This is a genomic window from Micromonospora sp. RTBAU3-60 (assembly GCF_054963695.1).
This window is the reverse complement of the sequence record NZ_JBUEGB010000028.1, coordinates 19,572-44,074: the sequence shown is the minus strand read 5'-3', so window position 1 is coordinate 44,074 and position 24,503 is coordinate 19,572. Positions and strand designations below refer to the sequence as shown.

General features: G+C 71.1%; 18 protein-coding genes. 13 read left to right on the top strand and 5 right to left on the bottom strand.

Features of this window, described 5'->3' with window-relative positions; translation table 11 throughout:
• Positions 1 to 131 precede the first annotated feature (131 nt).
• A complete protein-coding gene (locus tag ACY34I_RS24570) occupies positions 132 to 860 on the bottom strand; it encodes a hypothetical protein (protein ID WP_462757386.1) in 729 nt (242 codons plus the stop codon).
• An 81-nt stretch (positions 861 to 941) separates the two neighbouring features.
• On the opposite strand from ACY34I_RS24570, the gene ACY34I_RS24565 reads away from it, so the two are divergent.
• From ACY34I_RS24565 to ACY34I_RS24550, 4 genes are all read left to right on the top strand, one after another.
• Positions 942 to 1,466: a PadR family transcriptional regulator gene (locus ACY34I_RS24565; RefSeq protein WP_462757385.1), complete on the top strand. Its 525-nt coding sequence runs from the start codon at positions 942 to 944 to the stop codon at positions 1,464 to 1,466.
• Complete coding sequence (locus ACY34I_RS24560; protein ID WP_462757384.1) at positions 1,463 to 2,134, top strand: ABC transporter ATP-binding protein; 672 nt, start codon at positions 1,463 to 1,465, stop codon at positions 2,132 to 2,134. Before ACY34I_RS24565 ends, ACY34I_RS24560 begins: the two co-directional genes overlap by 4 nt.
• On the top strand, positions 2,131 to 4,365 hold the full coding sequence (locus ACY34I_RS24555) for an ABC transporter permease (RefSeq protein ID WP_462757383.1): 2,235 nt from the start codon (positions 2,131 to 2,133) through the stop codon (positions 4,363 to 4,365). Before ACY34I_RS24560 ends, ACY34I_RS24555 begins: the two co-directional genes overlap by 4 nt.
• Positions 4,366 to 4,529: 164 nt before the next feature.
• Positions 4,530 to 5,738 (top strand): low temperature requirement protein A, encoded by a 1,209-nt coding sequence (locus ACY34I_RS24550; RefSeq protein ID WP_462757382.1) that lies wholly within the window; start codon positions 4,530 to 4,532, stop codon positions 5,736 to 5,738.
• A gap of 65 nt (positions 5,739 to 5,803) precedes the next feature.
• On the opposite strand, the gene ACY34I_RS24545 is transcribed toward ACY34I_RS24550, so the two are convergent.
• The 3 genes from ACY34I_RS24545 to ACY34I_RS24535 form a co-directional block, all read right to left on the bottom strand.
• On the bottom strand, positions 5,804 to 6,547 hold the full coding sequence (locus tag ACY34I_RS24545; protein WP_462757381.1) for a class I SAM-dependent methyltransferase: 744 nt from the start codon (positions 6,545 to 6,547) through the stop codon (positions 5,804 to 5,806).
• Positions 6,548 to 6,755: 208 nt separating this feature from the next.
• Positions 6,756 to 7,280, bottom strand: coding sequence for an SMI1/KNR4 family protein (locus ACY34I_RS24540; protein ID WP_462757380.1), 525 nt, complete (start codon positions 7,278 to 7,280; stop codon positions 6,756 to 6,758).
• An 85-nt stretch (positions 7,281 to 7,365) separates the two neighbouring features.
• Entirely contained in the window at positions 7,366 to 7,719 is a 354-nt protein-coding gene (locus ACY34I_RS24535) for a nitroreductase/quinone reductase family protein (protein ID WP_462757379.1), read from the bottom strand.
• A 269-nt stretch (positions 7,720 to 7,988) separates the two neighbouring features.
• On the opposite strand from ACY34I_RS24535, the gene ACY34I_RS24530 reads away from it, so the two are divergent.
• From ACY34I_RS24530 to ACY34I_RS24505, 6 genes are all read left to right on the top strand, one after another.
• Complete coding sequence (locus ACY34I_RS24530; RefSeq protein WP_462757378.1) at positions 7,989 to 8,897, top strand: PrsW family intramembrane metalloprotease; 909 nt, start codon at positions 7,989 to 7,991, stop codon at positions 8,895 to 8,897.
• Positions 8,898 to 9,007: 110 nt separating this feature from the next.
• Positions 9,008 to 9,613: a helix-turn-helix domain-containing protein gene (locus ACY34I_RS24525; RefSeq protein ID WP_462757431.1), complete on the top strand. Its 606-nt coding sequence runs from the start codon at positions 9,008 to 9,010 to the stop codon at positions 9,611 to 9,613.
• Entirely contained in the window at positions 9,613 to 9,984 is a 372-nt protein-coding gene (locus ACY34I_RS24520) for a hypothetical protein (protein WP_462757377.1), read from the top strand. The genes ACY34I_RS24525 and ACY34I_RS24520 overlap by 1 nt, the downstream gene beginning before the upstream one ends.
• Positions 9,981 to 10,901, top strand: a complete 921-nt coding sequence (locus tag ACY34I_RS24515; protein WP_462757376.1) for an ABC transporter ATP-binding protein — start codon at positions 9,981 to 9,983, stop codon at positions 10,899 to 10,901. Before ACY34I_RS24520 ends, ACY34I_RS24515 begins: the two co-directional genes overlap by 4 nt.
• Complete coding sequence (locus tag ACY34I_RS24510) at positions 10,898 to 11,695, top strand: ABC transporter permease (RefSeq protein WP_462757375.1); 798 nt, start codon at positions 10,898 to 10,900, stop codon at positions 11,693 to 11,695. The genes ACY34I_RS24515 and ACY34I_RS24510 overlap by 4 nt, the downstream gene beginning before the upstream one ends.
• Positions 11,696 to 11,932: 237 nt before the next feature.
• A complete protein-coding gene (locus ACY34I_RS24505) occupies positions 11,933 to 14,086 on the top strand; it encodes an MMPL family transporter (protein ID WP_462757374.1) in 2,154 nt (717 codons plus the stop codon).
• A gap of 53 nt (positions 14,087 to 14,139) precedes the next feature.
• Here ACY34I_RS24505 and ACY34I_RS24500 read toward each other — a convergent pair whose 3' ends face one another.
• On the bottom strand, positions 14,140 to 16,266 hold the full coding sequence (locus ACY34I_RS24500; protein ID WP_462757373.1) for an MMPL family transporter: 2,127 nt from the start codon (positions 16,264 to 16,266) through the stop codon (positions 14,140 to 14,142).
• A gap of 110 nt (positions 16,267 to 16,376) precedes the next feature.
• Here ACY34I_RS24500 and ACY34I_RS24495 point away from each other — a divergent pair, with 110 nt between their 5' ends.
• From ACY34I_RS24495 to ACY34I_RS24485, 3 genes are all read left to right on the top strand, one after another.
• Entirely contained in the window at positions 16,377 to 17,681 is a 1,305-nt protein-coding gene (locus tag ACY34I_RS24495) for a sensor histidine kinase (protein ID WP_462757372.1), read from the top strand.
• On the top strand, positions 17,633 to 18,277 hold the full coding sequence (locus ACY34I_RS24490; protein ID WP_462757371.1) for a response regulator: 645 nt from the start codon (positions 17,633 to 17,635) through the stop codon (positions 18,275 to 18,277). Before ACY34I_RS24495 ends, ACY34I_RS24490 begins: the two co-directional genes overlap by 49 nt.
• A gap of 331 nt (positions 18,278 to 18,608) precedes the next feature.
• On the top strand, positions 18,609 to 24,164 hold the full coding sequence (locus ACY34I_RS24485) for an AAA domain-containing protein (protein WP_462757370.1): 5,556 nt from the start codon (positions 18,609 to 18,611) through the stop codon (positions 24,162 to 24,164).
• Positions 24,165 to 24,503: the final 339 nt, after the last annotated feature.

Genomic DNA, 24,503 nt, shown 5'->3' with positions numbered 1-24,503 from the left:
GGCAGCGAACGCACCCGAGCCGGCGCCTGGTGCGGTCGGTCAGTGGGACCGGATGGCCGGGGTGGGGATCGCGGATCGGGAAGTCCCCTGGTGGTGGCGGTGACGGGTCGGCGTGCGCTCGCAGAGGCCAGTTAGTTGCTGCTCCAGAGCGTCACCTGGGCGAGGTATCCGCTGTCACCGTCGCGGCGCAGCACCTTGACGTACACGATCCGGCCCTGGTTTGTCTCCAGGCAGATCCGGCTGCGCGCGTCGATGGACACTTCCTTGACACCGTGGGTCTGCAAACGCTCCGCGCAGTCGTTCCGGGACGGGTCGGCCTGCCCTGACCACAGCGCCACGCCATTACCCCAGAACTCGTTGTACATCGAGCCGTTGAGATACCCGTCCGATTCGCGGTCGGTGCTGGTGTTCCCGCGCGCCGGCGGTTCGTGGTCGAAGTCGCGCGGCGTGCTGTCGAGGCGCACTTCGCCCGTCCACAGCACGGGGGCGGCGGTGGGTTTGGTCGGGGAGGCGGGGTCGCCGGATCCGGTTTGCGTGGACGTTGCCGGCCCGCCCGACGGCCCGTCGCCGGAGCCGCTACCGGCGAGCTTCGACGCGGCGTTGACGAGGCCCCACGACGCGGCGCCGCAGAGCGCGACGACCGCCAACCCGGCGGTGACCCAGATCGCCGTCTTGGCGCCGGAGCCTGTCCGAGTGCCGGCGGGACCCTGCCCTCTCGCGCCACGGATGGTGAAGACCAGCGCGATCACCGCGATGACGGCGCCTACAACGCTGGCGATCTTGTCCGCCTGGTCCAGTCCGAAATCCACCCGGGGCTCCTCGGTCGTAGAGAACCCCTCCATTCTCGACAGAGACGGCATCGCCGGTGGCCCCAGGATCGCGTTCGTCGATATACGCGGGGGATATATACGCGAGGTATACCCTCAGGGTATGGTGTCGCCATGAGCGTTCCCATGACCCTCCTCGGCCTGCTCGAACGCGAGCCCAGCCACGGCTACGACCTCAAGCGCGACTACGACACCTTCTTCAGCCGCGGCAAGCCACTGCCGTTCGGCCAGGTCTACGCGACCCTCGGCCGACTCGCCCGCGACGGCAAGATCGTGATCGGCGAGGTCGAGCCCGGTGTCGGCCCCGAACGCAAGCGCTACGTCATCACCGAACGCGGCGCGACCGAGGTCGAGTCGTGGCTGACCGAGCCGGTCGAGGCCGAACCCAACCTGCAGACCGTGCTGTTCACCAAGGTCGTGCTGGCGCTCATGCTCGACCGCCCCGCCGAGGAGTACCTCGACCGGCAGCGCGCCGCGCACCTGCGGCGGATGAAGGAACTCACCGAGATCCGCCGCGGCGGCGACCTGGTCGACACCATGCTGGCCGACCACGGCCTGTTCCACCTGGAAGCCGACCTGCACTGGATCGACACCACCGTCGCCCGGCTGGACGCCCTGCGCAAGGTGGTGCGGCGATGAAGGCCATCGAGGCGCGCGAGGTTCACCTGTCCTTCGGCGAGACCCCGGCGCTGCGCGGCGCCAGCGTCGCGGTGGCTCCCGGCGAGATCGTCGCCATCATGGGTCCGAGCGGCTCCGGGAAGACCACCCTGCTGCACTGCCTGGCCGGCATCCTGGTGCCGGACGCCGGCGAGATCCACTTCGACGGCCGCCGGATCGACACCCTCAACGAGCACCAGCGCAGCGTCCTGCGCCGGGACCAGTTCGGGTTCGTGTTCCAGTTCGGGCAGCTCGTGCCGGAGTTGACCGCCGAGGAGAACGTCGCCCTGCCGCTGCTGCTCAGCGGCGTCAAGCGGGCCGCCGCGCTGGAGCAGGCGCGGCCCTGGTTCGAGCGGCTGGGCCTGGCCGGGCTGGAGCGGCGCCGCTCCGGTGAGCTGTCCGGCGGGCAGGCGCAGCGGGTCGCGCTGGCCCGCGGCCTGGTGGCCCGGCCCGGGGCGCTGTTCGCCGACGAGCCGACCGGGGCGCTCGACTCGCTGACCGGTGAGCAGGTCATGGACCTGCTGGTCGCCTCGGCCCGCGAGCAGGGCACCACCGTCGTGCTGGTCACCCACGAGGCCCGGGTCGCCGCGTACGCCGACCGGCAGGTCATCGTGCGCGACGGCAAGGTGAATGCGTTGGTGCACTCGTGATCCGGTTCGGTTTGCGGCTGGCGCTGTCCGGTGGCCGGGAGGCTGCCGTCCGGCTCGTCATCATCGCCGCCGCGGTGGCGCTCGGCGTCGGTATGCTCCTGACGACGCTCGCCGGCATGAACGCGGTCGACGCGCAGAACCAGCGGTACGGCTGGCTCAACACCGCCGTCGCGCCGGCGTCCTCCGACGCGTCGGCCGACCCGATGTGGTGGCTGCTGCGGGAGGACTACTACCACGGCAAGTCCATCGGCCGGGTCGAGGTCGCGGCGTTGGGCCCGGACGCGCCCGTCCCGCCGGGCCTCCCGCACCTGCCCGGGCCTGGGGAGTACTACGTGTCGCCCGCGCTCGGCGAGCTGCTGCGGGCCACCCCGGCCGCGGAACTCGGCGACCGCTTCCCCGGCCACGAGGTCGGCACGATCGGGCGGGCGGCGCTGCCCTCCCCGGAGTCGCTGCTGATCGTCATCGGCCGCGCCCCGACCGAGCTGGAGCAGTTGGGGGCCAAGAAGGTCAACCAGATCATGACCACCTCCCCGAGCGACTGCAGCCACGGCTGCTACGTCGGGATCAACAGCGCCGGCCTGACCCTCGTGCTGTCCGTCGTCGCGGCCGCGCTGCTGTTCCCGGTGCTCATCTTCATCGGCACCGCGACCCGGCTGGCCGCCAACCGCCGCGAGCAGCGGTTCGCCGCGATGCGGCTGATCGGCGCCACGCCACGACAGATCTCCGTCATCTCGGCCGTGGAGTCAACAGTCGCGGCCGCAGCGGGCACCGCCGTCGGGTTCGGCCTGTTCTTCGCGTGCCGGCCGGGACTCGCCGCGATCCCGTTCGCCGGCGAACCGTTCTTCCCCGCCGACCTGTCGCTCACCGTCATCAACGTCCTGGCGGTCGCGCTCGGCATCCCGCTCGGCGCGGTCGTGGCGTCCGTGCTGGCGCTGCGCCGGGTGCAGATCTCACCGCTGGGGGTGACCCGGCGGGTGACCCCGAAGCCGCCGCGCGCCTGGCGGCTGATCCCGCTGATCGCCGGCCTCGCCGAGCTGGGTTACTTCATCGGCCGGCGGCCCGCCACGACCAACGGCCAGATCACCGCGTACCTGTCGGGGTTTGTGCTGATCCTGATCGGGTTGGTGCTGGCCGGGCCGTGGCTGACCATGATCGGCGCCCGGGTCCTCGCGGGGCGGGCGAGCCGGCCCGCCACGCTCATCGCCGGGCGCCGCCTCGCGGACAACCCGCAGGCCGGCTTCCGGTCCGTCAGCGGGCTGATCGTGGCGCTGTTCGTGACCAGCGTGGCGACCGGCACGATCACCACGTACGTGGCCAACCGTGGTGAACCGCGCACCGACTCGGTGGCCGCCACGTCGCTGGCCAAGACGTTCTGGCCCGAGGACGGTCCCGCGCCGGCCGCGGACCGGATCCCGGCCGGGCTCGCCGCGATCCCCGGTGTGCGCAGCGTGACGGTGGTGCACGTCAACTCCGGGCGTGAAGCCGGTGTCGGCGGGGACGGCGGTGCTCCGGTCGACTGGCCGGGCCTGGTGACCTGCGCCGAGCTGGACCGTCTGAAGGTGTTCGGCAGCTGCCCGGCCGGCGGGCAGGTCGCGGTCGTTCCCCCCGACCTCATCGGCATGCGGGCGTTCGACCTGACCAATGACACGTACGTCTGGGGCGCCGCCGCCGGCGTCGCCGCCACCGACGTGGACCGGCAGCCGATCCTGTCAGTGGTCGTCAACACCACCAGCCCCTCCGCCTTCGAGCAGGCCCGGACGATGCTGATCAACGCGTTCCCGCTCGGACGTTTCCCCGCGAGCGTCGGCGAATGGGAGGCGAACTCCGCGCAACAGATGGTGCAGTTCCAGCAGTTGGCCAACGTGGTCATGCTGGCCAGCCTGCCGATCGCCGGCTGCAGCCTCGCGGTGAGCGTGGCCGGCGGGCTGAGCGACCGGAAGCGGCCGTTCAGCATGCTGCGCCTCACCGGGGTACGGCTGCGTACCCTGCGCCGGGTGGTCGCGCTGGAGACCGTCGTACCGCTGCTGCTCGTCGCCGCGGTGGCGATCGGGATGGGATTCCTGGCCGCGCACCTGTTCCTGCGGGCGCAGCTGGGCTACACGCTGCTGGCGCCGCACCTGTCCTTCTACCTCATGGTCGCCGGTGGGCTTGCGGTGTCGCTGAGCATCATCGCCTCGACACTGCCGCTGCTGCGCCGCATCACCGGCCCGGAGACCGCCCGCAACGAGTAACCCCGCGTCCTGCATCAGGTTCACCGAGGGGCGCGGCCGGACGGGCAACCACCGTCCGGCCGCGCCCGCACATCCGACGGTGCGGACTGAGGCGCGCTCGGTAAGCGGCACGCGGGCTGTCCGTCTTCGACGTTTCGTTGTCGACACCTGGGTTTACTGAGGTGGTGACGACGAACGCTCCGCGCTGGGATCGGGGCTCGCTGCTCCGCAAGGGCGCGGCGGAGCAGGCGACGTTCGTTGAACTGTTCTTCGACCTGGCCATGGTGTTCATCCTCAGCCGGTTGGTCGCACTGGCGTTCGACGTGCTGGCCGAGTCGCCCGGGCCTTCAGGCTGGGCGGTGCTGGGGCAGGCCCTGCTGCTGTTCCTGCCACTGATGCGGGTCTGGACCTTGACCACCTACATCACCGCCCGCTTCGATCCGCGGCGGCCCGCGGTGCAGGGATCCGTCATCGCCAGCGTGTTCGGTGTGCTGATCTTCGGTGTCAGCGTGTCGTGGGCCTTCGACGGGCGAGCCGTGGCCTTCGCCTGCACCTACATCATCATGCAGGCCGGCAGAACCCTGGCGATCGGTCTCCTCGCCACGGTGCCCGAGGTGCGTACCGCCTACCTCCGGTTCTTCTACTGGTACGCGGTCGTTTCCGTCCCGTGGCTGGTCGGCGCGGTGTCCCACGGGCCCGTCCGCCCGGCGCTGTGGGCCTTGGCGGTGCTCGTTGAATTCGTCGCGAACGCCCGCGGCTGGCCCGTGCCCCGACTCGGCGCCGGCCTGGCCAACCTGTGGGCGACGGCTGCCCGATACCTCGCCGAGCGCTACCAACAGTTGCTGATGATCTCTTTCGGTGAGCCGCTGCTCTCCGTGGGCGTCACCTTCACCCAGGTGCCGGCCAGCCCGTACCGGATCACCGCACTGGCCGTGGCGTTCCTGACCACCGTCCTGCTCTGGCGCCTGTACTTTCACGTCGCCGGTCAACTGGTCGACGACGCGGTCCTGGCCGCCTCACACCCGGCCCACACCGGCCGCGTCGCCGGCGTCGCTCACCTGACCATGATCCTCGGGGTCATCACCACCAGCGTGGGGCACGACCTGGTTGAGAAGCACCCCGCGATGCACACCCCCCTCACCTGGTCGTCCGTCATCCTCGCCGGGCCTGCCATCTTCCTCGTCGGCCGCTCCGTGCTGGAGTACGTCGTCTACGCCCGCGTCTCCCGGTCCCGCACAGTCGGCATCACCGCCCTCGTGGCCCTGGTCGTCCCGATGACCCTCGCCCCACCACTGGCAGTCTCCGGCGCCGCCGCCATCGTTCTGCTCCTTGTCGCCATCGCCGATACCAGACGTTCACACCGCCACCCCGACGAACAGCCCACCCCACCCTGACAACGTCGGGCAGTCTCGCAAGCGGCTTTCTGAGGCAGCGATGGCAGGACCAGGAATCGGGCCGTTCAGCGACCGAGGACGAAGTAGCCAAGACCGAGAAGACCGCGATAGATGCCGACGTACTCCCGCAGCCGGTCATCGAGTTCCTCGCGAACCGCCGCCGCGCGAGGGTCCTCCGGGTGTTCCAGCAGCCACTCCTGCCGGCCCGCGCGCCAGGTGGACTCGAAGTCGTCCCACTCTCGCTGATCGGCGGTGCTGAAGTGCAGGACTCGCCAGCCCAGCTCACGGGCCTGCTCGAGGAGATCCGCGAGCGACGCTGTCTCTTCCCCGAAGATCTCCACAGCTTCGGCCGTCGGTGGCTTCTCCCAGAACGCGTCGCCGAACAGGAGCCGGCCACCAGGCCGCACGAACTCGGCGAGCGCCTTGAGGGCGTTGACCGTTCCGCCGAAGGCATGCGAGGCGCCAACGCACAGGACACGATCGCCTGTCTCCCGCGAGGTCGCCGCTTCACCCGTCACGAAGGTGACGTGCTTGTCCAACGACCGCCCAGCCGCCAGTGCCCGCCCCCGCACGAGAGCGGCATCATCCGTGTCGACCCCGACGCCCGTCGTCACCGCCGCGCCGCTCACTCCTCCGGCGGCAACCGCCCTCAGCAGCAACTCACCCCACCCGCAGCCGAGATCAAGCACGCGCGCGCCCGGCCGGACGTCAAGCCGCCGCAGAAGCAGCGCGGCGTGTTCCTCCGATAGTGGCGTGTTCCAGCGCATCCGCGCGTAGCGCGAGGCGGCGAGGTCGTCAGTGGTCTGCATCCGCTGAGGGTGCCAAGCCCGGATCGACGGCGCATCCCCGTTTCGCGGCCACCACGGCAATCGATGGCGGCCACTCAGCAGCCCGCAGAGCGGCCGCGCCGGTCAACTCTCGGCCACCCCAGTCACAAGGGTGTAAGGAGAGCCTGGCGGCCGGCCGCGTCGAGGCCACTGCGGCGGTCACGCTGACGACCCGCTGATACTCGTACGCCTACCGGCACATCGAGTCGACCAGATCCTCGAACCCGGGGAACTCGGCGCGGGCCGCGGTGATGACCTCGGCCGCGGACCGCCGGGCCTGTGGCGCCCACTGTTGCGCGATCCGCGCCCGGTGCGCGTCTACCCGCGGGAGGTGTTCGTGCCGTGGGTACATCCTCGCCTCCAGCGGCCCGAACCCGTCGGCGAGCAGCCACAGGTACGCCGCCAGATCCTGCGCCACCACCGCGGTCTCACCCTCAGAGCCGAGGAACACGACGGGTTGCCGTTCGACCGGCTCGCCCGGGCGGACCAGCCAGAACGCGGCGATGCCCCCGCTGCCGTCCTGCCCGAACACCCGGAACTCGCTGCCGTCGAGCTCCGGGTTCCCGGTCCACGCCCGGAACCACTCGGCGGTCTCCTCAGCGGTGAGAAACGCCTCGTACGGCTCGAAGTCGACCCCGTCGCCCCGGTTGTAGTCGAATCCCGGCTCGTGAGCGTCGGCAAGCGGCACCGGCAGTTCACGGCGATCCTGATCCACGTCGGCACCTTAGCCGCGCCGTCTGACGTTTCTCGGGCGCCGGGCTGGCCGCACAGGCGACGTTCCGCCGCTCGCAGGAGCCGGGCTATCCGAGGGGGACCTGGACCGCGACGTCGTGCTTGGGGTAGTACGCCTCGAACTGGTCCGCGCCGTACTTGTCGCGGAACATCGCCACGACGTGGTCGACCCGGTCCGCGTCGGTGATCGGGGTGGCGCTGGAACTCAACGCCGTGCCGTTCGCGGCGATCTGGATCATCGGCGTGCGGCGGACGTTCTTGTACCAGTCGCTGTTCGAGCCCGTGACCGGGACCAGGAAGACGCTGTCCTCCTCCTGCACGAACCACACCGGGTGGGAGATCTGCCGTCCGGTCTTCCGGCCGGTCACGGTGATCTCGACCTCCTTGACGCCCTGCAGAGCGTCCCTGATCGCGTTGGCCACGTTGCCCTCCGACGGCTGCCCCGAGTGCTCCCGACTGCCAGGCTATGAAGCTTCCCGCCTGGCTGCGGCCGGTTCCGCGACCTTGTCACCGGCACGGAGCACCCGCGGCGCCTGTTCCGGCCGGCCCATCTCTCGCAATGCTCCTTTTGGGCGCTGCGCACCTTTTACGATGAACTCTCAGATCTCATACCTGCGTCGAGCGGTGCCGGAGGCCGCGGACGAGTTCCGAGGAGGCGGCGGTGGTCCAGGCGTACCCCCAACCGCCGCCTTTGACGAGGAGCCGGCGGCCCTGGCTGCGGATCTTCCTGGTCGGCCTGGCCCTGTGGCTCGCCACGGTGGTGGTCATCTTCCTGACCGGCAACCCCGCCCTGGTGCCGACGCTGGTGCTGCTCGGCAGCTTCCTGGTGCCGGTGACGTTCGTGGTGTGGGCGTTCCAGCGGCGGGAGACGGGCGAGCTCACGCCGGGGCTGATCCTGAGCACGTTCCTGGCCGGTGGTGTGCTCGGCGTGCTGGCCGCGTCGCTGCTGGAGGCCTATCTGCTGCGCCCGTCGTGGTTGCTGTTCCTCGGCGTGGGGCTCATCGAGGAGGCCGTGAAGCTCGCGGTGTTGGCGTTCCTGACTCGGCATCTGCATGTGAAGGCGCCACGGGACGGGATGATCCTCGGCGCCTCGGTCGGGTTCGGCTTCGCGGCCCTGGAGACCGCCGGGTACGCGTTCACCGCGCTGTTCACCGCCCACGGACTGTCGGTGACGCAGGTGGTCGTGACCGAGCTGCTGCGCGGCGTCATCACACCGTTCGGTCACGGGCTGTGGACGGCGATCCTCGGCGGGGTGCTCTTCTCGTCCAGCACCCGGGAGCACTTCGTGGTCACCGGGCGGCTCGTCCTGGCCTACCTCGGGGTGTCCCTGCTGCACGCGTTCTGGGACGGCATGCACGTGATCGCGCTGATCCTGACCGTGCTGCTCACCGGCGGCACCGTGAGTCGGCACGGCGGGCTGGTCCGGCCGACCCCTGGGCAGGTCGCGGTCTTCGCCGTACTGGAGTTGGCGGGGCTGGCGCTCGTGGCCGTCGTCGGGCTCCTCTGGCTGTGGGCGCTGGTGCGGTCCGCGCGCCGCGCGCCGCGGATGCCGCCGCCGGCGTACGGGTGGCGGGTGCCGATCCGCCCGCCGGCGACCTGAGGTCACGACGCCACGCCTGGTCAACCGATGCGCGTGAGGTCACCGGACAAGGTGGCCGGCGACTCGGCTAGCGTTATCAATCTCGATAGTGATAACGTCAGCTCGTGGAGATGACGAGCGACCGTTGGGCTGAGCTGGCGCTGCATCCGGTGCGCATCCGGATCCTGCGGGCCGTATCCGGTGGGAGGCTGACCACGCACGACCTCGTGGCGCTGCTGCCGGACATCCCGCAGGCCACGCTGTACCGGCACCTGGCCACGTTGGTCAAGGCCGGCCTGATCGAGGTGGTGGAGGCGCGCAAGATTCGCGGCGCGGTCGAGCGGGTCTACGCGCTGCCCGCCCACGGCGCGACGTTGGACGCCGAGGCCCTGGCCACCGCGACACCCGAGGATCACGCCCGCTACTTCACCGCGTTCGTGTCGAGCCTGCTGTCGGAATTCTCCCGCTACCTCGCCCGCGACCGGATCGACTTCGTCGCCGACGGGGTCGGATACCAGCAGCTCGTGCTTCACCTGACCGACGCGGAGCTGGCCAAGTTCGCCGCCGACCTCAACCAGGTCATCGGGCCGCTGCTTCGCAATGAGCCCGGCAAGGGCCGGGTGCCGCGGCTGCTGGCCACCATCCTGCTGCCGGCCGACCAGCCGACGCCCAGCGACACCACACAAGAGACGCCGGAGCGGGAAGAAGGCCCCGGCACGAGGGAAGGGAGTGGCTGATGGCATCGGTCACGGTTACCGGCGACCTGGTCGACATCCGGTTCACCGGGTGGGAGCGGCTCTGGATCGGGCGGGAGCGGTTGGCCATCCCGGTTGCGGCCGTACGGCAGGCGACCGCGGTCGACGGCCCGTTGCGCCTGGCCCGCGGCGGCCGGCGCGGGATCGTCGTGTCCGGCTTCGTCAAGATCGGTGTCTGGGGTCTGTTCGGCGGCCCCCGTCAGCTCGTGGCGGCGCGCCAGGGTGAGCCGGGGTTGCACCTCGTCCTGGACCGCGCGGCCGCTGGTGGGGAGTTCGACGAGGTCGTGCTCTCCCACCCGGCCGCGCCCGGTATCGCGGACGCGATCGGACGCGCGATGGCGGCCCGCGCATGAGCGACGATCGCCTGAAGATCGAGGTCTCGCACCTGACCAAGCGGTACGGCGCCGTCACCGCCGTACGTGATCTCACCTTCACCGTCGAGCCGGGCGTGGTCACCGGGTTCCTGGGCCCGAACGGCGCCGGCAAGACCACCACGATGCGCATGCTGACCGGCCTCGTGTCGCCCACGTCCGGCACCGCGACGATCGGCGGCCGGCCGTACCGGCGGTTGCCGCGGCCATCGCGCACCGTTGGCGCGGTGTTGGACGCGAACGCGTTCCACCCCGGCCACACCGCCCGCGACCACCTGCGGGTCTACGCCGCGATGGGCGGCTACCCGGACAGCCGGGTCGCCGACCTGCTCGACCTGCTCGGCCTCGCCGAGGCCGCCGACCGCCGCACCCGCGGGTTCTCCACCGGCATGCGGCAGCGGCTCAACCTCGCCACCGCGCTGCTCGGCGACCCCCGGGTGCTGCTGCTGGACGAGCCGAGCAACGGCCTCGACCCGGAAGGCATGCGGTGGCTGCGGAGCTTCCTGCGCCGGCTGGCCGACGAGGGACGCACCGTCCTGATCTCCAGCCACGTGCTCAGCGAGATCCAGCAGCTCGTCGACGACGTGGTGGTGATCCGGGACGGCGAGCTCATCGCCGCCGGGCCGTGGTCGCGGCTCGCCGGACCACCGGCGGTGCTGGTGAGCTCCCCGGATGCCGACCAACTGGCCGCCGCCCTGCGGGTCAGCCGGCCAGACCGCGACGCACCGCGAGTCGAACCCGTCGAGGGCGGCCGGCTCCGGGTACACGGGCTGGACGCGCCGGACCTCGCCGACCTCGCCGCCGCGCACCGGCTGCGGGTGCACGAGCTGGTCACCGAGGCACCCGGCCTCGAACAACTCTTCCTCCACCTGACCACCGACAAGGCGGCCGCCCCATGAACCACCTGATCAAAGCGGAGTTCCGCCGGCTGCTCGCCACCCGGATGTGGCGCGGGCTGTTGCTCGCCGCAGCCCTGCTCGGCGGCGGCATGATGAGCGCGATGGCGCTCGTCGGGCCGGAGAACTTCACCCCACCCATGCCCGGCATGGACACCGAAACCGGCATCCGCTCGATCCTCGGCATCCTCGGCTACACCGCATTCGTGCCGGCCGCCGCCGGCACACTCGCCGTCACCTCCGAGTACCGGCACCGCACCGCCGCCGTCACGTTCCTGTTCGCACCCCGCCGCTGGCAGGTGGTCGCCGCCAAACTCGCCACCTACGGCGTCGCCGGACTGGCGTACGGGCTGATCCTCGCCGGCACCGCCGCCGCAGCCCTGTTCACGGTCGCCGCCGCCCGCGGCGACTCGCTCGGCCTGCCACCCGGCACCGTTCTCGCGCTGCTCGCCCGCATCGGCCTCGCCATGGTCGTATACCTGCTGCTCGGCGTCGGAGTGGGCGCCCTGGTCCGAAACCAGGTCGTAGCCCTGTGCCTCGTGATCGGCTACCTGTACATGGGCGAGGCGCTGCTCATGATGATCCCCGGCGTCAACGTGCTCTACCCGGTCCTGCCTGGCGGCGCCACCGCCGCCCTCACCGACTTCACCTACCTCGCCGACGCCATGTCACAAGAACTCGGCAGCACCGCAGTCCACCTGCTGCCACCGGCCGCCGGCGCGCTCCTGCTCACCGCGTACGCACTCGCCGCCACTCTGATCGCCGTCGTCAGCTCCGTGCGCCGCGACATCACCTGACCTTCATCGCGCAGGCTGAGCGCGCTCGGCAACCACTGGTGCGACAGATCGGGCACCCGGTCGGGCCGACCGGGTGCCCGAACCTGGAAAACCTGCACGTCGCGCCATCCGAAAAGGAGTGACAGTCGACGCTATGGTGTGACAGGGGGTAACCGAGGCCGCCGGGCAGGGTGACGGGCGGGAGTCCACAAGCGCTCCAGGCCTCAGACGGTGGTGCCGAACACACGGGGGGTAGCCATGTTCGAGCGGCTGGGCAGATTCGTCGTACGCAGGGCGTGGTGGGTGATCGGCGGCTGGCTGCTCGCGGCAGCCGCGATCGTCTTCACCACACCGTCGTTGAGCGACATCACCTCCGCCGATCAGGAAAGCTTCCTGCCCCGCTCCTACGAGTCCGTGCAGGCCACCGAACTCGGGAAGAAGGCGTTTCCGCAGCACGCCACCGCGACGGCGACCATCGTGGTCAAGCGCGCCGACGGGCAGTCGCTCACGCCGGCCGACGAGGCGAAGGTGGGTCAGCTCGCCCAGTCGCTCAAGGCCAGGAACATCGCGCACACCTCCGGCTACCTGACCGGCCCGCCGGCCGTGGCGCCGGACAAGTCGGTGCAGGTGGTGAACGTCGGGCTCAGCGCGGTCACCCCGGACGACCCGGCGCTGCTCGACGCCGTACGCGACCTGCGGGCGGCCATCGGCCCGGAGTTGGCGGGCAGCGGGCTGACCGCGGGCGTGGCCGGCGACGTGGCCAGCTTCGTCGACAACGAGGACACCTTCAACAAGGCCTTCTCCGTGGTCGGCATCGCGACGATCATCCTGATCATCGGGCTGATTCTGATCATCTTCCGCAGCCCCATCGCCGCGCTGCTGCCCGTGGTGGTCATCGGCGTCGTCCTGACCATCACGACCGGGCTCGTCGCCGCAGCGGGCAAGGCGTTCGACCTCAGCGTCAGCCAGGATCTGCAGACGATCCTGCTGATCGTGCTGTTCGGCATCGGCACCGACTACATCCTGTTCCTGCTCTTCCGCTACCGCGAGCGGCTACGCGCCGGTGACGACAAGCGGACCGCCATGATCGTCTCTGTCCAGCGGGTCGGCGAGGTCATCACCTCGGCCGCGGGAGCGGTCATCGTCGCGTTCCTCGTGCTGCTCCTGGCCTCCCTGGGTTTCTTCGGCTCGCTCGGCCCGGCGCTCGCGATCGCCGTCGCCGTCATGCTGGTCACGTCCCTCACCCTCATCCCGGCCGTCGTGTCGCTGCTCGGCCGGTACGTCTTCTGGCCGTCCAAGGCCTGGCGGCGTGCCCCCAAGGCCACCATGTCCCACAGATTGGGGACCGCCATCGGGCGCCGGCCGGCGCTCGTCGCGGCGGCATCCGGTGCCCTGCTGGTCGCGCTCGCCGCGGGCGTGTTGAGCTACCAGGCCGACTACGACTTCAGCGCCGGCTTCCCCCAGGACACCGAGTCGGCGAAGGCCGCCAAGGACCTGCAGCACGGGTTCGCCGCCGGTGCACTCGCCCCCACCGAGGTCTACCTGACCACCGGCAACGGGTCGCCGCTGACGGAGCAACAGATCGGCGACTTCGCCGCGGCCGCGGCGGGCGCTCCAGGGGTCGGCCGGGTACAGCCGCCGGAGCGCAGCAGCGACCCGAGCGTGGCCCGGGTCAACCTGCTGCTCAACGAGAACCCGGTCTCCAACAAGGCGATCACCCTCGTCCGCGACGATCTGCGCGACGCCCTGCACAAGGCGGCCCCGCCCGGCACCCGGGCGCTGGTCGGCGGAACCACCGCGATCTTCGCGGACATCAACTCGGCGAACAACCGCGACCTGTCGGTGATCCTGCCGGTGGCGGCCGGCCTGATCGCGCTCATCCTCGCCCTGCTGCTGCGCAGCCTGGTCGCGCCGATCTACCTCGTGATCGCGGTGCTGCTTAACTTCGCCGCCACGCTGGGCGCCACGGTCTATCTCTTCCAAGGGCTGCAGGACAAGCCCGGCGTCACCTTCCAACTGCCGATCATCCTCTACCTCTTCGTGGTGGCGATCGGGACCGACTACAACATCCTGATGATCGCCCGACTACGGGAGGAGGCGCGGGAGGGCAACGAGCCGCACGAGGCCGCCGCCATCGGCGTGGAACACGCCGGCCCGACGGTCGCCGCGGCGGGCCTGATCCTCGCCGGGACGTTCGGGGTGCTGATGCTCGCGCCGATCTCGTTCCTGCAGCAGATGGGCTTCGCGGTGGCGATCGGCATCGTGCTGTCGGCGTTCGTCATGTCGATGTTCTTCGTCCCCGCCCTGACCGCGCTGATCGGACACAAGGCGTGGTGGCCGGGCCACGGCGACCAACGGCCGGCCAGCGACCGGCAGCTCCCGCCGGAACCGGCCAGCGTGGCGCAGGCATAGCGGGCGCCGGCGTCTGCGGTACGGCCGGCGACCCGTGAATCGTCCGTTGACGGTTATGACGCGGCGGGTACCCGCTCGACCGGCGGGGCCGCCGCCGGCCGGTGTGCGGGCCGGGCCAGGGCGCTCGGCCACCAGGTACGGCGGCCGATGTGCAGGGCCAGCGCCGGGACGAGCAGGCTGCGGACCAGGAACGTGTCGAGTAGCACCCCGACGCCGATGATCACGGCCGATTGGACGGACGGCACCAGCGGCAGCACGCTCAGCGCGCCGAACGTGGCCGCGAGGACCACACCCGCGCTGGTGATCACCCCGCCGGTCACGGTCAGCGCGTGCAGCACACCCTGCCGGTGCCCGAGCCGGGCGGTCTCCTCGCGGGCCCGGGTGGCGAGGAAGATGGTGTAGTCGACGCCGAGGGCGACGAGGAACAGGAACGTCTGCAGCGGGATCCCGACGAACAGGTTCGGGTAGCCCATCGCGTCGAGGATCAGCCCGGCCGCGCCCATGGCGGCGACGTAGGACAGGACCACGCTGGCCAGCAACAGCAGCGGCGCGACCAGCGCCCGCAACAGCAGCACCAGGATGACGAAGACGACCGCCAGCACCAGCGGCACGACCAGCTGGTTGTCCCGGTCGACCGTGCGCTCCTCGTCGATCAGGTACGCGGTGTCCCCGCCGACGAGGGCCTGCGCCCCCGGCACGGCGTGCACCGCGGCGCGCAGCCGCTTGACGGTGTCCAGCGCCGCGTCGCTGTCCGGCGTGTCGGCCAGCACCGCGGCGATGCGTACCCACCGGCCGTCGGGCGAGGGTTGCGGCGCGCCCACCTCGGCCACTCCCGGCACGGTACGGGCGGCGGCCACCACCTGCTCGGCCGGGCCGGCGGCGGCCACGATCTCGGCCGGGGCGACGGATCCCTTCGGGTAGTGCGCCTCGATCATCCGCTGGCCGGTGACCGAACCGACCTCCTTGGTGAAGGACTCGTCGTGCGGCATGCCGATGCTGAGGTTGACCATGCCGAAGCTCAGCGCTACCAGCGCCGCCGCCGTGTCCAGCCACACCGCGCGGGGCCGCCGGCCGACGAACCCGGCGATGCGTCGCCACACCCCGTGCTGTGCCGCCACGTCGACTCCGACCGCGTCGGGGGAGTAGCGGGGCACGAACGGCCAGAACAGCCACCGTCCGAAGATGACCAGCACGGCTGGCAGCAGCGTGGTCATGGCCAGCAGCGCGGCGACGATCCCGACCGCGCCGACCGGTCCGAGCCCCCGGGTGGACGGCAGTTGCGCGGCGAGCAGGCACAGCAGCCCGATCGCCACGGTTGCTGCGGAGGCGCTGATCGCGCCGATCGACCGGCGCAGCGCGACGGCCATGGCCGTGTGCCGGTCGGCGTGCCGGCGCAGTTCCTCGCGGTAGCGGGCGATGAGTAGCAGGGCGTAGTCCACGCCGACGCCGAAGACCAGCACGGTGAGGATGCTCTGGCTCTGGAAGTCCACGGCCAGGCCGGCGTGTTTGGCCAGCAGGTACACCACCGCGCTGGCGAGCTGGTTGGCCAGCGCGACCGTGATGAGGGGGATCAACCACAGCACTGGGCTGCGGTAGGTGATGAGTAGCAGCAACGCGACGGTGGCGGCGGTGGCCAGCAGCAGTGTGGTGTCCATGCCGGCGAACGCGTCGAAGACGTCGTCCTCGCCGCCGGCCGGGCCGGTGAGCGCCGTCCGCAACCCATCGGGTACGCCGTCGGTGAGGCGGTCCTTGATGTCGGCGACCGCGTCGGCGCGCTGGTCGGCGTCCCCGGCGACGGGGAAGGACAGCAGCAGCGCCTTGCCGTCGTCGCTGGGCATCGGCGGTGGCACCTGCCCGCCGTCGGCGTACCGGGCGAAGGCCGCGCGGTCGGCGTCGACCTTGGCCCGGTCGGCGGCGCTGAGCCCGGTGTCGCGGGCGTAGACGGCGACGGCCAGGGGTTTCTGCGAATCCGGGAACGCCTCCTGCGCCCGCTGCACGGCCCGGCTGGCCTCGGCGGTGGCGGGCAGCGCGCCGAGAGCATCGTTGTCCTGCACCTCGGTCAGCTTCAAGGCCAGCGGCCCGGCCGCCGCGACGAGGACGAGCCAGAAGACGAGCATCGCGTATTTGCTGCGGGCGCCGGACGGCAGCCCGGCGAGTGCTGTTTTCTTTTCCCTGGTCATGCCCTCGATCCTTGGGACGACAGGGAGTGAAGGCAGGAGTGGCAGGTCCCGAACGACAGGTGGTGGTAGCACCACCGATTCCGCTGGGCCGCGGGGCGGAGAATGGCGGCGTGGACAGCACTGTACGCGCGGTCGTCTGGCGGCTCATTCGGCCCGGCGCGCTCGCCGCCGTGCAGGGCCTGGCCGTGGCCCTGCTCAGCCTGACCACCAACGTGGCGCTGTTCGTGCTGTCGGTGGTCTCCCTCGCGCTCATCCCCGCGCTCGGCATCGGGTTCGCGCTCTTCCCGGCGGTGACCGTGCTGGTGCGGGCGTCGCTGACGCTGCAACGGCGGCTGAGCCGCTGGTCCGGGGCGCCGATCGCGTCGCCGTACGCGCCGGTGCCCGCGGGCGCCCGGATCGGCACCTGGCGGCGGTTCCGGTGGGTGGTCGGGGACCCGGCGACCTGGCGGGACTTCGCCTGGCTGATCCCCGGCGCGATCACCGGCGGCGTGTGCCTGCTCGCGTTCATCCTGCCTGGGTACGGGCTCGAGGGTGTGCTGTTCGTGCCGCTGGTGCTCTACCTGACCATCGACTGGTACGGCTACGGCGTGTTCTGGCCGATGGACAACTTCGTCAAGGCGTGGCTGGCCGCGCCGCAGGGGTGGCTGCTCCTCGCCGGCGGGCTGGTCGCCGCACGGTGGCTGATGTGGCTGCACTTCCGCTTCGCCGGCCTTTTCCTGGCCCCCACCCGGGCGCAGGAACTGGCCCTGCGGGTCCGGCACCTCACCGCCACCCGCGCCGACACCATCGACACCCAGGCCGCTGAGCTACGCCGCATCGAACGCGACCTGCACGACGGGGCGCAGGCCCGGCTGGTCGCCCTGCGGATGAGCATCGGCCTGGCCGAGAAACTCCTCGCGGATGACCCGGCGGCGGCGCAGCGGCTGCTCAGCGAAGCGCAGGAGGCCAGCGGCCACGCTCTCGCCGAGCTACGCGACCTGGTCCGCGGCATCTACCCGCCCGTGCTCGCCGAACGGGGCCTCGACGGGGCGGTGCAGGCCCTCGCCCTGGCCGTACCAATGCCCGTGGAGGTTGACGTGCGACTGGCCGGCAGCCCGCCCGCGGCGGTCGAGTCCGCGGCGTACTTCGCGGTCGCCGAGGCGCTGACCAACGTCACCAAACACAGCGGCGCCGGCCGCGCCTGGATACAGCTCTTCCACGACGACGGCATGTTGAAGATGGTGGTCGGCGACGACGGCCGCGGCGGCGCCACCGTGGACGCGGGGACCGGCCTGGCCGGGGTACGCCGCCGGCTGGCAGCCTTCGATGGCACGATGACCGTGACGAGTCCGCCCGGCGGACCCACCGTCGTGACCATGGAGCTGCCGTGCGAGTTGTCATCGCCGAGGATCTCGCCCTCCTCCGGGACGGGCTGACCCGCATCCTCGACGCCTACGGCTACAAGGTCGTCGAAGCCGTCGCCGACGGGCCGTCCGTCCTGCCGGCGCTCACCCGGCACCGCCCCGACGTCGCCGTCCTCGACGTACGGCTGCCGCCCACCTTCACCGACGAAGGCCTGCAAGCGGCGCTCGCCGCCCGGGCGGAGCTGCCGGGGCTGCCGATCCTCGTGCTGTCCCAGCACGTCGAGCAGCTGTACGCGCGGGAGTTGCTCGCCGATCGGGCTGGGGGAGTGGGCTACCTGCTGAAGGACCGGGTGTCGAACGTTGGGCAGTTCATCGACGCGGTGCAGCGGGTGGCCGGCGGCGGGATGGTGATGGATCCGGAGGTGGTGTCGCAGCTGCTGGCCCGGAACAGCGGGGCGCAGCGGCTGGGGGAGCTGACGGCACGGGAGAAGGAGGTGTTGGGGCTGATGGCCGAGGGCAGGTCGAACGCGGCGATCGCGGGGCGGCTGTTCGTCACCGAGAAGGCGGTGAGCAAGCACATCAACAACATCTTCAGCAAGCTGGGGATGCCGCCGTCGGAGGACGACAACCGACGCGTGTTGGCGGTGCTCGCGTATCTGAACGGCTGAGGCCTGGGCGGCCAGCGGGTTTCATGAACGAGCCGGACATTTCTGGCCGCTCAGACCCGCTGGTTCGCCCGTTTCGTCAGGCAACGTGCCCGCTCGTTCAGCGAAGCATCGACGGGTCAGGGGTCCCGCTGCCAGGACTCCTGCCTGTAGGGTCCGAAGACCGCCAGTGGGGAGGTGGGGATGCGCGCGTGTTCGCGGCAGGTGCGGAAGCCGGAATGGACCGCGATGATTATTCCGTCGCCCAGACCGGGTTCGGCCGACTGACCGGACCACAGGCGCACGACGGCGTCCGCTCGACCATTGCGCCCCCACCATGAGTCAAAGGGTTCACATGTTTTCCCGCACCACGTCCCCGGCGGAGTCGCCATCGTTGATCCTCGACCGCACTACCTCCCTGGTCGATTACCTGATGGCCGTGCGGGCGCAAATGGAGAAGCCGGCCCGGACGGTGCCGCAGGCCGACGCGTTCTGGCAGCATGACCTGCCCGTCTACCCGGACTGCCAGGTCGGTGTTTCCCCGGACGGCAGCAGCTGGTTGCGGGTAGGTCTGCCGCCTGCGCCGAAGCAGCTCCGGGCACCCGGCGAGTTCAGCCCGTACCTCGCCGGGCCGCTGTCGTACGAGACCGAACCGCGGCTGGCTGGGGATGAGGAAACGGTCGAGCACCTGCGTACCCGGTTCGAGCAGTGGCGAGAGCGGGACTGGCGCCCGTGGGCCGAGCAAGCACGGCGTACCGAGGCGGTCCGCCGGCTGCACCGGAGCCTGTTCGACCTGAAGCACCGCGTCGACATGAACGTCGCCACCCACGAGCTGGTCTGGGGGCACGGTGTCCTGCGTACGGACGTCGGCGCGAACCGGGTGCAGTACCCCCTCGTCGTGACCCCGGTCGCCATCGAGTTCGACGCCGACCGGTCGATGATTACGGTGGTGCCGCAGGGTGCCGGCCGTCTCCAGACCGACCCGCTGACCGGCCTCGACGAGCGATATCTGAGCCAGCTGCTCGCGCTCGCCGGTTCCGGCGGGCAGCTCGACCTCGACGTCTGGGACGACTTCACCCGCCTGGAGTTCCTCGAACGGGCCCTGCGTCGCCTCGGGCTCGATCCAACCGTCCGGGCCGCCGACGCTCCCGCTCCAGGCGGCTCGCACGTCCACGACACCGGCGTGCTCTTCGTCCGGCCCCGGCAGCGGATGCTGCGCCGCTTTCTCGAGGAACTACGAGCCCGCCTGCTGAGCGGCGATACATCGAGCATCGGCGCGCTGGCCGCCATCCTCGCCCACGAGCCGAGCCGCCTGGAGATGCCGCACGACCAGCCGGCCCGGTGGGCGCCGCTGGGGGAGCGGCTGCTGATGCCGCTGCCCACCAACGAGGCGCAGGAGTCCATCGCCCGACGGCTCGCCCAGCACCGCAACGTGGCAGTCCAAGGGCCGCCCGGCACGGGCAAGACCCACACCATCCGCAACCTGATCTGCCACCTGATGGCGCACGGCAAGCGGGTGCTCGTGGTCGCGCAGAAAGAGGACCCGCTGCGCGTCCTGCGGGACGGGCTGCCTCAGGAGATCCAGTCACTCTGCCTGGCCGTGCTCGGCCGCTCCACCGACCAACTCGTCCAGCTCCAGCTCGCCGCCCGGGAACTCTCCGACCGCGGGGCCACGCTCGACAAGCGGAGCGAGCAGCAGCGGGTGGACCGGCTGCACCGCCAGCTCGAGGAGGCCGAACGGGACCTCGGACAGGCGCTCGGTGCGCTGCGCACCCTGGCCGAGAACGAGTCCGCACACTACGAGATTGACGGCATCCGGCTCTCGCCGAGCGACGTCGGCAGCTGGCTGCGCGACCGTGCCGACCGGTACGGCGACATCCCCGACGAGATCCCCCCGCACCTCGAGGCTCCGCTCACCGCCGAGGAATTCACCGAGCTGCTCGAAATCGCCGGCCGTACCATCCGCCAGGACCGCACGCAGGCGCTGCGACACCTGCCGACGGCGGCCGCGCTGCCGACCGCCTCAGCCGTACTTGCCGCGCGGCGGGAACTCGACACCGCCCGCGCCGAGTTGGACCGGCTCGTCGCCGAAGGTGTGGTGCTTCCGGAGGTACGGGCATTCGGCCGGCCAGCCCTCGACGAGCTCGCCGGGCACCTGCGCGAGGCACTCGCCGTGCTCACCGCCAGGGAGGGCGCCTGGACGGACGGACTCGCCAAGCTCCTACAGGCCGACCCGAACTGGCGGGCCATGTGGGAGGACCACGTCCTGGCCTGCCAGCGGGCTCTCTCCGAACTCGCCACGGCGACCCGGGCCGTCGCCGGCCACCAAGTGGCCGTCCCCGACCCGCAGCTCGCCGAACCGCGTCGGCTGGTGGCCCAGCTAGGCGAGCTGCGCCAGCGCTTCGCCGCCGGCAAGGGCGTCAACCGGCTCTTCCAGGGCACGCTCGCCAAGCTCGCCGCCGACTGTCGGATCGACGGCGAGATCCTGCGCAGCACCGACGACGTCGACATCGTCGTCGCGTACGTCAACCGCCTGCGGCTGCGGCAGGAACTCGCCACCCGGTGGACCGAGTGGCGGAACCTGCTCAACCTGCCGCAGGAGCCCGCCGGCCAGCCCGAGCTCTGGACTGGTCGGCTGCTCACCGACGCGGCGACCGCCCTGGACTGGGACCGCCAGCGCTGGCCCACCCTGCACGCGACCGTCCGCCGGCTGGTGCCCCGGGTCGAGCAGGCGGTCGACGTACGCCGGCTGACCGCCCTCACCGACCTGATCGCCCGGTGCGCGGCCGTCTTCACCCACGATCAGCTCGTCGCCGAGGAACGCGAGCTGGGTGCCGTGCTTCAGGTCGGGATGTCCACCAGCGACGCCAGTGAGCTGTGGCGACTGCTCGACCAGAGCCGCCAGCAGGACGATCTGCCCGGCTGGGACGGCATCCTCGACGAGGTACGCCGGCTGGCCGGCCTGCGCCCCGACGCGCACCGGTTCACCGAACTCACCGAACGGCTCCGCCCGGCCGCCCCCGCCTGGATGACCCAGATCGACGAGGGCGCCGCGGCCGCCCTCGCCGGCACCGGCGGCGACTGCCTGCACCGATGGCAGTGGCGCCGCGCCCAGACCTGGTTCGACACCGTCGTGGGCAGCGTCGACCCGGTCGCGCTCGGCCGGCGGGTCGAGCAGACCCGAGAGCGCATCCGACGGCTCACTCAGGAACTCGTCGTCGCCTCCTCCTGGCTGGAGGTCTCCAAGGCGCTCGACGACCGCCGGCGCGCCGCGCTCGCTGACTGGACCACCGCCCTGCGCAAGATCGGAAAGGGCACGGGCAAGAACGCCGCCCAGTGGCAGGCGCACGCCCAGAAGGCAATGAGCGCCGCCGTGGACGCCGTGCCGGTCTGGGTCATGTCCGTCGACCGAGCCATCGAGCAGTTCGCCGGCGGGGCGCACTTCGACGTCGTGATCGTCGACGAGGCGTCCCAAGCCGACATGTTCGCCCTGCCCATCCTGAGCCTCGCCGACCGAGCCGTCGTCGTCGGCGACGACCAGCAGATCGGTCCGCAACTGTCCTTCGTCGGCACGGTCACCGGACTGATCAACTCCCACCTGGTCGACGTGCCGTCCGCCGAACACTTCGACCCGGAAAGCAGCCTCTACGACCACGCCGTCCGACGCTCCCCAGAACGCATCCTGCTCACCGAGCACTTCCGCTCCGTACCGGCGATCATCGGCTTCTCCAGCCAGACGTACTACGGCGGGGAGATCGAGCCGCTGCGTACCGACCGGCCCGCCGGCATCGGCGACCCCGTCATCGCCGTACACGTGCCGGAGGGCATCCGCCAGGACCTGACCGGCTACGGCAACGTCAACGTCGCCGAGGCCGAAGCCCTCGTCACCCAGGTCGCGGCGATCGTCGCCGACCCCGCGTACGAGGGACGCAGCATCGGGGTGGTCAGCCTGCTCAGCACCAGCGGACAGGCCCTCTACCTGCTCACCCGGCTTCGCGAGGAGATCGGCGAGGAGGAAATGGAACGACGCCGGCTGCGCGTCGGCGACTCCTACACATTCCAGGGCGACGAGCGGGACATCGTCCTGGTGTCGATGGTCGTCGAGCCGCACCAGGGCCCGGTTGCCGCCTTCACCAAGCGGGACCACCACCGGCGGGTCAACGTCGCCGCCTCCCGCGCCCGCGACCAACTGTGGGTGTTCCACTCCGTGCAGCCGGCCGACCTGCGCGAGGACGACGCCCGCGGGCTGCTGCTCACCTACTGCCAGAACGTCACCGCCGCCGACGAGGCGTATGACGACCTGGAGAAGCGCTGCGACAGCGACTTCGAACGCGAGGTGCTACGCCGCATCCTGCGTCGCGGGTACCGGCCTCTGCCCCAGTTCCGCATCGGCGGGTACCGCATCGACTTCGTCCTGCCCGCGCCCGACGGGCGGCGGCTGGCCATCGAGTGCGACGGCGACGCCTACCACGGGCCGGACCAGTGGGAGAGCGACATGCGCCGGCAGGCGGTGCTGGAGCGGGTCGGCAACTGCGTCTTCGTCCGCATCCGGGGCAGTGTCTTCAGCCGCGATCCGGAGGCGGCGCTGGAGCCGCTGTGGCAGCGCATCGACGAGCTTGGCATCAGCGTCCCGCCGCCGGTCGTCGAGGTGTCTAAGCCTGCACCGTTTGTCGAGCCGGATGTCTCGTCGGCACGGCGTGCGGACCTTCCGCTCCTTGAGGCCGTGGCGCCGCCGCACGAACAGCCGCCGTCGCCGCCGGTCAGCGCGCCCGTCGCGGTCGAGCCGGTGGACGAGGTGCCCGCTGCGCCAGCCCCGCCTTACCCCGAGCCGCCGAAGCCGGCTGCCGCCGAAACCGGGCGGCCGTCGCCGGTTCCGCCCGATGCTGATACGCCATCAGCTGTCGAGGCTGACTTCGAGGAATCCGCGCCAACGCCGGCCGTCATCCCGCCTCGGCAGGCCGTGCCGGAGCCAGCGGTCGTCGTACCGCCCCAGCGGCCCGCGCCGGACGCGGCCGCGCGGCCAGCCGACGCGCCCGAGACGGACGACGGGATCGCGCCGGTGCCGGTCGGCTACCGCAACGTCGCGTGGCTGCGACCCTACGAGGCGGTGGCCGCGATCGACTGCTACCAGCACTGCCGGGACGTGCCGATCCGACACGAAGGCAAAGTGCTGGGCTGGGCCCGCTACTACGACAGCGCGTCCCCCGAGGCGCGGAAGTATCGGGCCAACGTCCGCGTCGAGCGGGCCCATCCGACCGGCGCGAAACTCGTCTGCTGGGTACGCCCCCACGAGGCGAAGGCCGTCATCGGCGCCGCTTCGAAGAAGCGGGACGTGCCAGTGGAGGACAGCCGAGGCCGCCACGCCGGGCTCGTACAGTACTTCCCGCCGAGCAGCCCGGCCGCCGGCAGGTTCCGCAGCGTCACCCGGCTGCTGCGGCTCTCCGGCGCCGGTGAGGTCCGGGAAGCCACCCCCACCGCGCCGCCGGTCAGCAGAAAGACGCCCGATCGGGCGGCCTTGGAGGACACGCTCAACGAGGCAATGGAGCGGGCCTACGAGAGCACCGAGGACATGCCCGACGAGCCGGACCATGGCACGGCGGACCGGAGGGCGCTGGAAGCGGCCTTCCACGAAGCCATGGTCCGCAGCTACGAACGGGCCCGCGACGAGGCGAACTACCACGCCACGCTGTTCCTCCGCATGCTCACCGAGAAGGGCGGACTGGCCACCGCCCGGCAACTGCTCCACAACCCCGGCGTCTCCGACGGGTTCACAGCGCTGTGGGAGCGGGGGCGGGTAGATCTGACGGTCGAGGCGGTGGTCATCAGGCCGCGATTCCGGCCGCTCTTCACCGACGAGGAACTGGCGATCGCCAGCAAGCGGCTGGTGGAAGCGTCCTCGCACCTCGCCTGATTACCGTCCAGCTGTCCTGGCGGGGAGTCAGCGAGCTGTTCGACAGTGACGCCGCTCCCGCCGGCTGGTCGGGCCAAAGGGCACTTAGCCGCAGTTGCCCCAACTGAGTCGGCCAGCGCTCTGCCACATGGTGAAGTACAGGACCTGGCCGTTGTACATCACGCACTTGGCCACTACGGAGCGCCGAATCGCGGCGTAGTACTTGTAGTTTTCCGGAGTCGTTGGCCCAGGATGCGCCCTCTATCCGGATCTCGGCGGCAACCCCGGTCATGTTGCCGACCATCACCTGTTTGAGGGTGGCGACCATTCCTTTGTGTACGGCGCCCATGAAGACACGCC

Excerpts from the sequence above, each read along its gene's own strand:
- ACY34I_RS24485 (WP_462757370.1), top strand. The coding sequence starts at position 18,609 with ATGTTTTCCCGCACCACGTCCCCGGCGGAGTCGCCATCGTTGATCCTC.
- ACY34I_RS24500 (WP_462757373.1), bottom strand. The coding sequence starts at position 16,266 with ATGACCAGGGAAAAGAAAACAGCACTCGCCGGGCTGCCGTCCGGCGCC.
- ACY34I_RS24565 (WP_462757385.1), top strand. The coding sequence starts at position 942 with ATGAGCGTTCCCATGACCCTCCTCGGCCTGCTCGAACGCGAGCCCAGC.
- ACY34I_RS24510 (WP_462757375.1), top strand. The coding sequence starts at position 10,898 with ATGAACCACCTGATCAAAGCGGAGTTCCGCCGGCTGCTCGCCACCCGG.
- ACY34I_RS24525 (WP_462757431.1), top strand. The coding sequence starts at position 9,008 with ATGACGAGCGACCGTTGGGCTGAGCTGGCGCTGCATCCGGTGCGCATC.
- ACY34I_RS24505 (WP_462757374.1), top strand. The coding sequence starts at position 11,933 with ATGTTCGAGCGGCTGGGCAGATTCGTCGTACGCAGGGCGTGGTGGGTG.
- ACY34I_RS24520 (WP_462757377.1), top strand. The coding sequence starts at position 9,613 with ATGGCATCGGTCACGGTTACCGGCGACCTGGTCGACATCCGGTTCACC.
- ACY34I_RS24570 (WP_462757386.1), bottom strand. The coding sequence starts at position 860 with ATGCCGTCTCTGTCGAGAATGGAGGGGTTCTCTACGACCGAGGAGCCC.
- ACY34I_RS24515 (WP_462757376.1), top strand. The coding sequence starts at position 9,981 with ATGAGCGACGATCGCCTGAAGATCGAGGTCTCGCACCTGACCAAGCGG.
- ACY34I_RS24545 (WP_462757381.1), bottom strand. The coding sequence starts at position 6,547 with ATGCAGACCACTGACGACCTCGCCGCCTCGCGCTACGCGCGGATGCGC.
- ACY34I_RS24560 (WP_462757384.1), top strand. The coding sequence starts at position 1,463 with ATGAAGGCCATCGAGGCGCGCGAGGTTCACCTGTCCTTCGGCGAGACC.